Here is a 12,894-nt window from a genome sequence, read left to right as displayed (position 1 = left end):
AAACACAAGTAACCATAACCCCCCACCCACGTCAACATCAGAATCAAACAAAGCGCATCAGTCGAGGTGTTCACTTGTTGACTATGCAAACCCCCACAAAAAGCGCATATCTGGCAGCCGAGCTCAGGCTCCCCACCAACTGGCTCGACTACACGATCCTGGGCATCTACTTCGTCGTCGTCCTCGGCATCGGTTTCGCGGCCCGGAGATCGGTGAAGACGAGCCTGGACTTCTTCCTCTCCGGCCGCTCGCTTCCGGCCTGGATCACCGGCCTCGCCTTCATCTCGGCCAACCTGGCCGCCACGGAGATCCTGGGGATGGCCGCCAACAGCGCGCAGTACGGCGCCTATACGGTCCACTGGTACTGGATCGGCGCCATCCCTGCCATGGTCTTCCTGGGCCTGGTGATGATGCCTTTCTACTACGGCAGCAAAGTGCGCTCGGTCCCCGAGATGCTGCTTCTGCGCTTCGACAAGTGGGCACACCTGCTCAGTTCGGCCCTGTTCGCCTTCGCGGCCATCCTGATCGCGGGCGTGAACCTCTACGCCCTGGCGATCGTGGTCGAGGCCCTGCTGGGCTGGCCGCAGTGGGTGGCGATCGTGGTGGCGGGCGCCTTCGTCCTCGCCTACATCACCCTCGGCGGCCTCTCCTCCGCGATCTACAACGAGGTCCTCCAGTTCTTCGTGATCCTGGCGGCCCTCATTCCGCTCTCCGTGCTGGGCCTGAAGAGGGTGGGCGGCTGGGGCGGCCTCACGGACAAGCTGACGGCGGAGCACGGCGCGAACTTCACCACCGCCTGGGGCGGCACGGGCATCGGCAGCGCCAACCCGCTGGGCGCGAACTGGCTGACGATCGTGCTGGGCCTCGGCTTCGTGCTGTCCTTCGGCTACTGGACGACGAACTTCGCCGAGGTCCAGCGAGCCCTGTCGGCGAAGAACCTGTCAGCGGCCCAGCGCACCCCCCTGATCGCCGCGTACCCGAAGGTCTTCATCGTGTTCCTGGTGATGATCCCGGGCCTGGTGGCGGCGGCCCTGATCCCGGGCTTCGGCACCGCCGACTCGGGCTACCAGTACAACGACGCCATCCCGTACCTGATGGAACAGCTCCTGCCGAACGGCGTCCTGGGCATCGCGGTCACGGGCCTCCTGGCGGCCTTCATGGCAGGCATGGCGGCCAACGTGTCCTCCTTCAACACGGTGTTCACGAACGACATCTGGGGCCGCTATGTGCAGCGGGGCCGCGAGGACGAGTACTACGTCCGCTTCGGCCGCCTGATCACGGTGATCGGCGTCTGCGCGTCCGTCGGCACGGCGTTCCTGGCGTCCTCGTTCTCGAACATCATGAGCTACCTCCAGACGCTGTTCTCCTTCTTCAACGTGCCGATGTTCGTCGTCTTCATCGTCGGCATGTTCTGGAAGCGCGCGTCCGTGAAGTCGGGCTTCTGGGGTCTGCTCTCCGGCACGGTGGCGGCGATGGTGAACTACTTCTGGATCTACAAGCAGGGCATCATCGACATCCCCACCGACCAGGGCGCCAACTTCGTCTCCGCGATCGTGGGCTTCGTGGCCGGTGCGGTGGTCATGGTCGCCGTGTCGCTCTTCACGGCCCCCAAGCCCGCCGAGGAACTCCAGGGCCTCGTCTACGGCACGACGTCCCCCGGCATGTCCGAGCCCCCCGCCGCCGGCGACGACGCCTGGTACCGCAGGCCTGCCCTGCTGGGCTGGGGCGCGATCGTCCTGGCGGCCGCCTGCTACATCCCGTTCTCGTTCTGACCGCGGGAGAATTGAGGAACCATGTCCGAACCCCACGGCTACTCCGAACACGACGTCCAGCGGGAAGTCGCCGAACTCCAGGCCCAGTCGGCCACCGCGGCCCGCATCTTCGACCTGCGCCGCATCATCGGCGGCCTGTTCGTCCTCTACGGCGTCATCGTCACGATCGCCGGCATCAACCCCTCCGACTCCTCCCTCGACAAGTCGGAGGGCATCAACATCAACCTCTGGACCGGCCTCGGGATGCTGCTCCTGGGCATCTTCTTCCTGGTCTGGCTGAAGATGCGCCCGACTCCGCCGCCGGTACCGGAGGCGACACCTGAGGAGGAGCCGACCGAGTAGGGCCCAGGGGCGTGCCGGGTGAGGTTGTCGGGCGACTGCGGCCCGGTGGGGGCTGGTCGCGCAGTTCCCCGCGCCCCTAGGGAGCTGCAGTCACCCGCGCCACGACGGACCGTTCTCCGCACCGCGCGCCACGACGGGCCGTTGGCCGCGTACGGCGCGCAGGGGCCGGGGTGGGGGGTGTCCGCCCGCAGCGGCCGGCGTCCGTTACAGAGCACTGTTGGAGCGATCCGAGCCGCCGGAACCGAGGACGGACACCCCCCCCCCGGCCCCGACCCACCCACCGAACCCGCCGCGCTACACCCGCCCCCACCGGACAGCAGCGGGCCGCCGCAGGCATCCAGGGGCGCGGGGAACTGCGCAAAACGCCCGCCCCCACCCAACCGAAACGGGCCGCCGCAGGCAAACCCGTCAAACCGCCGGAGGCCCTCCCACCGGGCCCGCCCGGTCCAGCAACCCCGTCCGAGCCGCCAGCGCCGCCGCCTCCAGGCGAGAACCCACGCCCAGCTTCATCAGCACCCGCTGCACATGGGTACGGGCGGTGGACGGCGCTATCCCCATCCCCGCCGCGATCAGTCGCGTGTCCTCCCCGTCGGCCACCCGCACCAGCACCTCCACCTCCCTGGGTGTCAGCATCTGCAGCAGCCGCTGCCCCTCGTCGTCCGGCTGGGCCGCGGGGTTCAGCAGCTCACTGAACGCCCCCTGGAGCAGCTGCGGGGCAACCGCCGCCTCTCCCGCCCGAGCCTTCATGATCGCCCGCTCGACCCCCTCGATGCGCTCGTCGTGCCGCACATAACCGGAGGCCCCCGCGGCGAAGGCGGCGGCGATCCCCCGAGGGCTGGGCACCGGGCCCAGCACCAGCACCGCCACCTGCGGCCGCTCCCGCTTGATCCTCACGACCGGGTCGAACATCCCCGGCTCGGCCGGCGTGGCCGTCCCCAACAGGCACACCTCGGGCGCCCGGCTGATCACCAGCTCCGCCGCCCCCGCGGCAGGCGCCGCCGCCGCGAGCACCCGGTGCCCGCGCAGTTTCAGCGCCGAGGCCAGTGCCTCGGCGAGCAATCGGTGGTCGTCGACCACCATGAGCCGAACTCCCATCGAGCAACCCCCCAGTCCCCCCATGGATCCGCGTGAAGGCCCCACTATGGATGCCCTCTGATCCGCACGGACAGAGGCACTCTCCCAGCACCCCCGCCCTTCATGCCCCCGGAAGCTACACGCTAGTTCGACGTTGCGCTTCCCCTACCGGTGAGAAGTGTCCCGGAAGAGCTTAATTCCTGGCTTTCCTGTCATTCGAGGATGATGTGCCGCACCTTCACGCGTCCTCGGCCAGCTCCAGCCACCGCATCTCCAGTTCCTCCCGCTCCCCGGCGAGATCCCGCAGCTCGGCATCGAGGGAGGCCACCTTCGCGAAGTCGGTGGCGTTGTCGGCGATCTGAGCGTGCAGCTTGGTCTCCCTCTCGGAGAGCTTGTCGAGCTGCCGCTCGATCTTCTGGAGCTCCTTCTTCGCGGTCCGCTGATCCGCGGAGCTCTTCTCGGCCACCGGCTTCACCACCACCGGCGCCGAAGCCGCGGCCGCCTCCTCCATCCGCTGCCGCCGCTCCAGGTACTCGTCGATACCGCGCGGCAGCATCCGCAGGGTGGCGTCCCCGAGCAGCGCGAAGACCCGGTCGGTCGTGCGCTCGACGAAGAACCGGTCGTGGGAGATGACGACCATCGAGCCGGGCCAGCCGTCGAGAACGTCCTCCAACTGGGTCAGGGTCTCGATGTCGAGGTCGTTGGTGGGCTCGTCGAGGAAGAGGACGTTGGGCTCGTCCATCAGCAGCCGCAGCAGCTGCAGCCGCCGTCGCTCACCGCCGGAGAGATCCCCGACCGGCGTCCACTGCTTCTCCTTGTTGAAGCCGAACGTCTCGCACAGTTGCCCGGCGGTCATCTCGCGCCCCTTGCCGAGGTCGACGCGCTCCCGCACCTGCTGGACGGCCTCCAGCACCCGCAGCCCGGGGTTGAGTTCGGCGACCTCCTGCGAGAGATAGGCGAGCTTGACGGTCCGGCCGACCACGACCCGTCCGCCCACGGGCTGGGTCTCACCCTCGGTCCGCGCGGCCTCGGCCATGGCCCGCAGCAGGGATGTCTTGCCCGCGCCGTTGACCCCGACCAGGCCGATCCGGTCGCCCGGACCGAGCTGCCAGGTCACATGCTTCAGCAGCACCTTCGGCCCGGCCTGGACGGTCACGTCCTCCAGCTCGAAGACCGTCTTGCCCAGCCGCGACGACGCGAACTTCATCAGCTCGCTGCTGTCCCGCGGCGGCGGCACGTCCTTGATGAGCTCATTGGCGGCCTCCACCCGGAACCGCGGCTTGGACGTCCGCGCGGGGGCACCGCGCCTGAGCCACGCCAGCTCCTTGCGGACGAGGTTCTGCCGCTTGGTCTCCTCGGTGGCGGCGATCCGCTCACGCTCGGCACGCGCGAAGACGTAGTCGGAGTACCCGCCCTCGTACTCGAAGACGTCGCCCTTCTGCACATCCCACATCCGTGTGCAGACCTGGTCGAGGAACCACCGGTCGTGGGTGACGCACACGAGCGCCGAGCGCCGCTCGCGCAGGTGCTTCGCCAGCCAGGAGATGCCCTCGACATCGAGGTGGTTGGTGGGCTCGTCGAGGACGATCAGGTCCTGTTCCTCGATGAGCAGCTTGGCGAGGGCGATACGGCGGCGCTCGCCACCGGAGAGCGGCGCGATGACGGTGTCGAGGCCCTGCGGGAAACCGGGCAGGTCGAGCCCGCCGAACAGTCCGGTCAGCACATCGCGGACCTTGGCGTTGCCGGCCCACTCGTGGTCGGCCATGTCCCGGATGACCTCGTGCCGCACGGTGGCGGTCGGGTCGAGGGAGTCGTGCTGCGTGAGGACGCCCAGCCGCAGCCCGCCGGAGTGCGTGACGCGCCCGGTGTCGGCGTCCTCCAGCTTGGCGAGCATGCGGATCAGCGTGGTCTTGCCGTCGCCGTTGCGGCCCACGACGCCGATGCGATCACCCTCGGAGACGCCGAGCGAGACACCGTCCAGCAGGGCACGGGTGCCGTACACCTTGCTGACGTTCTCGACATTGACCAGATTGACGGCCATTTCTCTCCTGCCCAGGGGGATCGATCGACCCTCCAGGGTAGTCCGGCGCGCGACTTCCCCTCGCCCCGCGGCCTCCGGCCGGATCAGATCACCGTCGCACCCGGCGCAGGGCCCGACGCCACACGCACTGTCCGGCACGTGCCGGAGGCGCGCAGTGCGTCCGCGATCTTCGCCGCCGCACCGGCGTCACGGGCGAGGAACGCCGTGGTCGGGCCCGAGCCCGAGACGAGCCCGGCGAGGGCGCCCGCGGCGCTGCCGGCCGCGAGGGTGTCGGCGAGCTCGGGGAAGAGCGAGAGGGCGGCGGGCTGGAGGTCGTTGGAGACGGCGGCGGCGAGCGCGTCCGGGTCGCCCCCGGCCAGCGCGTCGAGCAGGCCCTCGGAGGCGACGGGCTCGGGTACGTCGAGGCCCTCGGTGAGCCGGTCGAACTCCCGGAAGACGGCCGGGGTCGACAGCCCGCGCTCCGCCATCGCGAACACCCACGAGAACCCGCCGCCGACCTCGAGGGCGCGCAGCTTCTCCCCGCGGCCCGTCCCGAGCGCGGCCCCGCCCACCAGGCTGAACGGCACGTCACTGCCCAACTCGGCGCAGATCTCGAGCAGTTCCTCACGGGAGGCGCCCGTCCCCCACAGCGCGTCGCAGGCCAGCAGCGCACCGGCCCCGTCCGCGCTGCCGCCCGCCATGCCGCCGGCGACGGGGATGTCCTTGGCGATGTGGAGGTGCACGGCGGGGTCGAGCCCGCGGCGCTGCGCGAGGGCGATCGCCGCGCGGGCCGCGAGATTCGTACGGTCGAGGGGGACCTCGGCGGCGTCGGGGCCCGCGCAGGTGATGCGGAGCTCCTCGGCGGGCGTCACGGTCACCTCGTCGTAGAGGCCGACCGCGAGGAAGACGTTGGCCAGGTCGTGGAAGCCGTCGGGGCGGGCGGCGCCCACCGCGAGCTGGACGTTGACCTTGGCGGGGACACGGACGGTGACGCTCACAGCTGACCGGACTCCTTGTGCTCTGCGTGTTCCGCGATCCGCGCGAACTCCTCGACGGTGAGCGACTCACCGCGGGCCTGGGGCGAGACCCCGGCCGCCACGAGGGCCGTCTCGGCGGCCGCGGCCGAACCCGCCCACCCGGCGAGCGCGGCCCGCAGCGTCTTGCGGCGCTGGGCGAAGGCGGCGTCGACGACCGCGAACACCTCGCGCCTCGACGCGCTGGTCTTGATCGGCTCGGTCCTGCGGGTCAGCGCGACGAGCCCGCTGTCCACGTTCGGTGCGGGCCAGAAGACGGTGCGGCCGATCGACCCGGCCCGCTTGACCTCGGCGTACCAGTTGGCCTTCACGGACGGGACGCCGTACACCTTCGAACCGGGCGGTGCGGCGAGCCGGTCGGCGACCTCCGCCTGGACCATGACGAGGGTGCGTTCGATGCTCGGGAAGGTGTCGAGCATGTGCAGCAGCACGGGTACGGCGACGTTGTACGGCAGGTTCGCGACCAGTGCCGTCGGCGCGGGGCCGGGGAGGTCGGTGATGTGCATCGCGTCCGAGTGCACGACGGCGAAGCGGTCGGCCCGGTCCGGCATGCGGGCGGCGATCGTCGCGGGCAGCGCGGAGGCGAGTACGTCGTCGATCTCCACGGCGGTCACGCGGTCCGCCGCTTCCAGCAGCGCCAGGGTGAGCGAGCCGAGCCCGGGCCCCACCTCCACCACCACGTCGTCGGGGCGGACGCCCGCGGTCCTGACGATACGGCGGACCGTGTTCGCGTCGATCACGAAGTTCTGGCCGCGCTGCTTGGTGGGGCGGACCCCTAGGACGGCCGCGAGTTCACGGATGTCGGCGGGGCCGAGGAGGGCGTCTGGGGAGGGGCTGCTGCTCACGGCCCCAAGGGTACGGGGCCGTGGGTGCCGTACTCACCCGTGCAGGCGAGCTCCGCAGTGCGGCCACGGGCTCGCCCCCCGCCGCACGTACAGCTTCTTCGCGCGGAACGTCTGTTCGGCCGCAGGCGCGTCCTGCGGCCGACCCGAGCCGCCCAGCCCCTGCCAGGTCCTCGTGTCGAACTGGTACAGCCCTCCGTACGTCCCCGAGGAATCCACCGCGTTCGGCCGGCCCCCGGACTCGCACACCGCGAGCCCCCGCCAGTTCAGATGGTCCGCTCCCTGCACCGACGTGGGCATCGGCTTCGTGCCCACCCTGACCCTCTGCGCCCGGGGCTCCCGCACCAACTCGACCCTGGTCCGCCGCGGCTTCTGCCGGACCCCGTTGACGGTCCGCAGCGAGTACGTGATCCGTCGCACCCCCGGCACCCCCGCCTGCTCCACGACCTCCGTGCCCTTGAACAGTGAGGAGTCCTCGCTCCGCTCTTCCCGGAACGGGATCTGCTCCTCGCGCACTTCCTTCGTCCCGGTGATCCGCAGCACCGTGACGGTCTGCCCGTCGCGCGGAAAGCTTCCCGGTGCCACCGAGGTGGTGTCCATACCGCTCAGCGTGATCCCGGCCGCCTCGACGGCCTCCCCCACGGTCGCCGCGTTGGTCCGGATCGTCCGCGCCCGGCCGTCCGCCATGATCGTCACGGACCGCTCGGTCCGCACATCCAGCGCGAGCCCCTCCCGCCCGATCGGCCGGGAGCGCGAGGTGGACACATAAGCGCCCTCCGCGCGCACCCCCAGCTGTTCGAGCGCCCCGTCCACCGTCCGTGCCGTGGTCCACACCTCTCGCCGGTGCCCGTCGAGCGTGAGCCGCACGGGACGCCCGTAACGGACCGCGACCTCGTCCCCGCTGGCGAGCTGTTCGCCGGGGGCAGGCGCGACGAGGTCGTGCGCCCCCACCGCGACTCCCTCCTCGGCGAGCAGTTCGGTCACGTCGTCCGAGAAGGTGTGCAGGGTCCGCGGCGTGCCGTCGACGCTGAGCTCGATCGCCTTGTCCTTGGCGACGAACGCGGTGGTACCGCCCGCCAGGAACGCGACCACCAGCGCCTGCGGAAGCAGTCGGCGCATCGCGCTGTCCGGGCGCTCCGCGGACCGCGCCCTGCGTCGGCGCGCGGCCCGACCCGCTTCGGCACGCGGGGACGGCAGGGGCGCCGGGCCCGACATCTCGTACGCGGGCCGGTACGTGTCCTCGTACGGCAGCGTCCGCGCCGGGTCCGGTGCCCCGTACAGCCCGTAGGCGAGCGTCTCCGCGGTCCGCGGATCGGCGGGGGGCGTGTCGAAACCGCCGTGCGCCGGTGGTCCGTACGGCTCGGTCGGGCCGTACGGCTCATAGGGCCCGTATGTCTCGTTCGTCTCGTACGGCGAGTTGCTCACGCCGACACGCTCCAGGGGCCGAGGGGTCCAGAAGGGTCCGGATCGGGCCCACAGAACCTAGCGGAGCGGTGGTCACTCTCCAAAGTGACACGACTACCAGGAGTTACGTTCGAGGGGTTCAGTACCCGAAGGCGCGTGCGGTGTTGGCGGCGAGTGCCGTGGCCAACGCGTCCTCGGCGATACCGCGTACGGCGGCCATGGCGCGCACCGTGACCGGAATGAGATAGGGGGCGTTGGGCCGTCCGCGGTACGGCACCGGCGTCAGAAAGGGCGCGTCGGTCTCCACGAGCAGGAGCTCGAGCGGCGCCACCGCCACGGCGTCCCGCAGGTTCTGGGCGTTCTTGAAGGTGACGTTGCCGGCGAAGGACATGAAGTATCCGGCGCCTGCGCAGATCTCCGCCATCTCGGCGTCACCGGAGTAGCAGTGGAAGACGGTGCGCTCGGGAGCGCCCTCCTCCTTCAGTACGCGCAGGACGTCCGCGTGGGCGTCGCGGTCGTGGATGACGAGCGCCTTGCCGTGCCGCTTGGCCATCTCGATGTGGGCGCGGAAGGACGCCTCCTGCGCCTCCTTGCCCTCGGGCCCGGTGCGGAAGTGGTCGAGGCCCGTCTCACCGACGCCCTTGACCTGCGGGAGCCCGGCCAGGCGGTCGATCTCCGCGAGCGCCTCGTCGAGCGCCGCCGTGCCCCCCGCCCCGCGCGCCCCCTGCCGTGACCACCCGTCGGGGTCGCCGTGGACGATCCGGGGCGCCTCGTTGGGGTGCAGGGCGACAGTGGCGTGGACGGCGTCGTACCGATCCGCCGTCTCGGCCGCCCAGCGGGAGCCCCGTACGTCGCAGCCGACCTGGACGACCGTGGTCACCCCGACCGACGCGGCTTTCGCGAGCCCCTCCTCCACGGTCCCGTCCTGCATGTCCAGGTGGGTGTGGGAGTCGGCGACGGGCACCCGGAGGGGTTCCGGGAGCGGCGGCGCCGCGTTCTTCTCGCGGGGGCTGTTCGAAGGCATGCCCCGATCCTACGAAAGGGGCATGCCCACCCGGATGCCGGAGCGGTCAGCTCGCCTTGCGCTGGAACACGTGCAGCAGGTCGGCCAGGTGCCAGTGGTGGTCTTGGCCCGGCTCCCCACCCGTCGGCGCCTCCACGGGCCCGGCGGCGGGCGTGCGGTGCTGACGGTGCGCCGCGTCACGGGCGGACGCGACCCGGCCGGGCCGCATGATCCGAAGAACGTGGTGGTCGCAGTTCGCGCACGCGGGCCTGGAGAGCGGAGAGGGCACGATCTGTCCGTCCACCACGTACTGCACGAATTCCCGGCCGTCGCCGTCGACGTGGTGCTCTATCTCGTACGACTGCTCCCACCCGTGCCCGCAGCGCATGCAGGCGAAGGAATAGGACTCGTTGACGACAGCTGTCGCACCGGGGTGCCCTGCGATCTCGCTCATGCCAGCTCCTGTGTGTCCGCTGGTTGGGGGGACGGGTACGTCCCTCACCCCAGTGGACGCCTCCGCGGACCCGAGCGCGACAGCCCTGTCGACTGTTGGAGGCGATTTGGGCGTTCCTTGCCGAACCGCCCCGCGAGGCCACGCGGAGCTTTGCATTCCGAGACACCGCTTTGCCGGCACATGGGGCGCACGCTCAGAAGTCATGCGCCCTGCTCAGAGGGGGTGTGACCCACCTCATGCGACGCGTCAGGAAGGGACGTTCTTCGCCGCGACGACCGCATCGAAAACAACCCTCTTGGGGACCCCCGCCTCGACGGCCACCGCGGCGATCGCCTCCTTGCGCCGCTCGCCCGCCTCCTCCCGCACCCGCACCCTGCGCACCAGTTCCGCGTCGTCGACCTCCTCGGCTCCCTTGTCGGGCGCCCCCTCGACCACGACGGTGATCTCCCCCCGGACCCCTTCCGCGGCCCACTCGGCGAGAAAGCCCAGCGTCCCCCGCTTGACCTCCTCGTACGTCTTCGTCAACTCCCGGCACACCGCCGCCCGCCGCTCCGCCCCGAACACCTCGGCCATCGCCGCGAGCGTGTCGTCGAGCCGATGAGGAGCCTCGAAGTACACCAGGGTGCGCCGCTCGTCGGTGACCTCCCGCAGCCGCGAGAGCCGCTCACCGGCCTTGCGCGGCAGGAACCCCTCGAAGCAGAACCGGTCGACGGGCAGCCCGGACAGCGCGAGAGCGGTGAGGACGGCGGACGGTCCCGGTACGGCCGTGACCCGGACGTCCTTCTCGACGGCCGCGGCGACCAGCCGGTACCCGGGGTCGGACACCGAGGGCATCCCGGCGTCGGTGACGAGCAACACGCGTGCGCCGCCGAGGAGTTCGTCGACGAGTTCGGGCGTACGGGCGGCCTCGTTGCCCTCGAAGTACGACACGATCCGCCCCTTGGGCGTCACGCCCAGCCCCTGGGTGAGCCGCCGCAGCCGCCGGGTGTCCTCGGCCGCGACGACGTCGGCCCCGGCCAGTTCCTCCGCCAGCCGGGGAGGAGCGTCCGCGATGTCGCCGATGGGGGTGCCCGCCAAGACAAGGGTTCCAGTCACACCCCCATCCTCCCAGGGGCGCCCCGAACCGGACGCATCCGCCCATGCACGGGACTCACACAGCGCCGTTCCTTACGATGGCGCGGTGACCAGTACCGCGTCCTCCACGGACACCCGGCAGGACCAGGCCCCCCAGGACCGGCGGCCGTCGTGGCAGCAGAGGCTGCGCCGTTTCGGCTACACGCCCGAGGCCAGAAGCGACGTGCGTGAGCGCCTGGTGCCGCCCTTCGTCGAGCCCAGTCCGCGGATGTGGCAGGTCCTGGGCGTGCCCCGGACGCTCGCCGAGCGGATCGCGCGCTGGTCGGGCTGGCTCGGGCCGCTGCTGGTGACGCTGGTGGCGGGGCTGATGCGGTTCTGGAACCTGGGCAGCCCGAAGAAGGTGATATTCGACGAGACGTACTACGCCAAGGACGCGTGGGCGCTCGTCCACCGCGGCTTCGAGCTCAGCTGGGACAAGAACGTCGACAGTCTGATCCTCAACAACAACGGGAACGTTCCGCTCCCGACGAACGCCGCCTATGTCGTGCACCCGCCGGTCGGCAAGTACGTCATCGGACTCGGCGAGCTGATGTTCGGGTTCGACCCGTTCGGCTGGCGCTTCATGACGGCGCTGCTGGGGACGCTGTCGGTGCTGATCGTGTGCCGGGTGGGCCGCCGTATCTTCCGCTCCACGTTCCTGGGCTGCCTGGCGGGCGCGCTGATGACCGTGGACGGCCTGGCCTTCGTGATGGCACGGACCGCGCTGCTCGACGGTGTGCTGATGTTCTTCGTGCTGGCCGCGTTCGCCTGCCTGGTCATCGACCGCGACCGGGCACGGGAGAAACTCGCGGCCGCGCTGCCGGTCGACGCCCACGGGTTCGTGCGCCCCGACGCGGGGGTCGCCGACAAGCTGTGGCTCGGCATGCGGCCGTACCGCTGGCTGGCGGGTCTGCTGCTCGGCCTGGCCATCGGCACCAAGTGGAACGGCCTGTTCTTCCTCATCGCCTTCGGCATCATGACGGTCCTGTGGGACGTCGGCTCCCGCAAGGTCGCGGGCGCGCGCCACCCCTACGAGGCGGTCCTCAAGTACGACCTCGGCATCGCGTTCCTGGCCATGGTGCCGGTGGCGGTCATCACCTACGTCACCTCGTGGATCGGCTGGATCCTCTCCCCCGCGGACGGCACCGGCGGCTACTACCGCAACTGGGCCGCGAACGACGGCCAGGGCGGCAGCTGGACCTTCCTGCCCGACTGGTGGCGCAGCCTGGTCCACTACGAGCACGAGGTCTACAAGTTCAACGTCGGCCTGTCCTCGCCGCACACGTACATGTCCAACCCGTGGAGCTGGATCGTCGACGGCCGCCCGGTCTCGTACTTCTACGAGTCCCCCGCGCCCGGCACCGACGGCTGCCCGGCCGACGCGGGCGAGAAGTGCGCCCGCGAGGTCCTGGCGATCGGCACGCCGCTGCTGTGGTGGGCCGCCTGCTTCGCGATCCTCTACGTCCTGTGGCGCTGGTTCTTCCGCCGCGACTGGCGCGCGGGCGCCATCGCCTGCGGTATCGCGGCCGGCTATCTCCCCTGGTTCAACTACCAGGAACGCACGATCTTCTTCTTCTACACGATCGTCTTCCTGCCCTTCCTCTGCCTGGCCGTCGCCATGCTCATCGGCGCCCTCGTCGGCCCCCCGGGCGCCAAGGACACCCGCCGCGTCGCGGGCGCCACGGCGGCCGGAGTCCTGGTCCTCCTGATCGCCTGGAACTTCATCTACTTCTGGCCCCTGTACACCGGCACGAGCATTCCGATCGACGACTGGCGGTCGCGGATGTGGCTGGATACGTGGGTCTAGAGGGCTGGCATTCACGTATGTGATTGAGC

11 protein-coding genes are annotated in these 12,894 nt (G+C 70.6%); 3 read left to right on the top strand and 8 right to left on the bottom strand.

What is annotated here, in order from left to right; all coding sequences use genetic code 11:
- The first annotated feature begins 83 nt into the window (after positions 1 to 83).
- Entirely contained in the window at positions 84 to 1,772 is a 1,689-nt protein-coding gene (locus OG841_RS26995) for a sodium:solute symporter family protein (protein WP_328643563.1), read from the top strand.
- Positions 1,773 to 1,793: 21 nt separating this feature from the next.
- The gene (locus tag OG841_RS26990) at positions 1,794 to 2,114 is read left to right on the top strand and encodes a hypothetical protein (RefSeq protein ID WP_328639129.1); all 321 of its coding nucleotides are present in this window, start codon (positions 1,794 to 1,796) and stop codon (positions 2,112 to 2,114) included.
- Positions 2,115 to 2,522: 408 nt separating this feature from the next.
- On the opposite strand, the gene OG841_RS26985 is transcribed toward OG841_RS26990, so the two are convergent.
- The 8 genes from OG841_RS26985 to rsmI all read right to left on the bottom strand — a co-directional run bounded on the left by OG841_RS26985 (position 2,523) and on the right by rsmI (position 11,040).
- Positions 2,523 to 3,209, bottom strand: coding sequence for a helix-turn-helix transcriptional regulator (locus OG841_RS26985; protein ID WP_079077117.1), 687 nt, complete (start codon positions 3,207 to 3,209; stop codon positions 2,523 to 2,525).
- 217 nt (positions 3,210 to 3,426) lie between these two features.
- Entirely contained in the window at positions 3,427 to 5,229 is a 1,803-nt protein-coding gene (locus OG841_RS26980) for an ABC-F family ATP-binding cassette domain-containing protein (RefSeq protein WP_328639130.1), read from the bottom strand.
- Positions 5,230 to 5,312: 83 nt separating this feature from the next.
- A complete protein-coding gene (locus OG841_RS26975; protein WP_365118553.1) occupies positions 5,313 to 6,206 on the bottom strand; it encodes a 4-(cytidine 5'-diphospho)-2-C-methyl-D-erythritol kinase in 894 nt (297 codons plus the stop codon).
- Positions 6,203 to 7,087 (bottom strand): 16S rRNA (adenine(1518)-N(6)/adenine(1519)-N(6))-dimethyltransferase RsmA, encoded by an 885-nt coding sequence (gene rsmA, locus OG841_RS26970; RefSeq protein ID WP_328639132.1) that lies wholly within the window; start codon positions 7,085 to 7,087, stop codon positions 6,203 to 6,205. Before rsmA ends, OG841_RS26975 begins: the two co-directional genes overlap by 4 nt.
- A gap of 33 nt (positions 7,088 to 7,120) precedes the next feature.
- Positions 7,121 to 8,509: a ubiquitin-like domain-containing protein gene (locus OG841_RS26965; RefSeq protein WP_328639133.1), complete on the bottom strand. Its 1,389-nt coding sequence runs from the start codon at positions 8,507 to 8,509 to the stop codon at positions 7,121 to 7,123.
- 118 nt (positions 8,510 to 8,627) lie between these two features.
- Positions 8,628 to 9,512 carry a TatD family hydrolase gene (locus OG841_RS26960; protein ID WP_328639134.1) on the bottom strand — a complete coding sequence of 295 codons (885 nt, stop codon included), beginning with the start codon at positions 9,510 to 9,512 and terminating at the stop codon, positions 8,628 to 8,630.
- 46 nt (positions 9,513 to 9,558) lie between these two features.
- Positions 9,559 to 9,945: a hypothetical protein gene (locus OG841_RS26955; RefSeq protein ID WP_328639135.1), complete on the bottom strand. Its 387-nt coding sequence runs from the start codon at positions 9,943 to 9,945 to the stop codon at positions 9,559 to 9,561.
- Between the two features lie 246 nt (positions 9,946 to 10,191).
- On the bottom strand, positions 10,192 to 11,040 hold the full coding sequence (gene rsmI, locus OG841_RS26950; protein WP_328639136.1) for a 16S rRNA (cytidine(1402)-2'-O)-methyltransferase: 849 nt from the start codon (positions 11,038 to 11,040) through the stop codon (positions 10,192 to 10,194).
- An 85-nt stretch (positions 11,041 to 11,125) separates the two neighbouring features.
- On the opposite strand from rsmI, the gene OG841_RS26945 reads away from it, so the two are divergent.
- Positions 11,126 to 12,865 carry a dolichyl-phosphate-mannose--protein mannosyltransferase gene (locus OG841_RS26945; protein WP_365118548.1) on the top strand — a complete coding sequence of 580 codons (1,740 nt, stop codon included), beginning with the start codon at positions 11,126 to 11,128 and terminating at the stop codon, positions 12,863 to 12,865.
- Positions 12,866 to 12,894 lie beyond the last annotated feature (29 nt).

The organism is Streptomyces canus, assembly GCF_041435015.1.
Classification (GTDB): domain Bacteria; phylum Actinomycetota; class Actinomycetes; order Streptomycetales; family Streptomycetaceae; genus Streptomyces; species Streptomyces canus_G.
The sequence above is the reverse complement of the archived record's forward strand: the minus strand, read 5'-3'. Positions and strand labels throughout refer to the sequence as shown.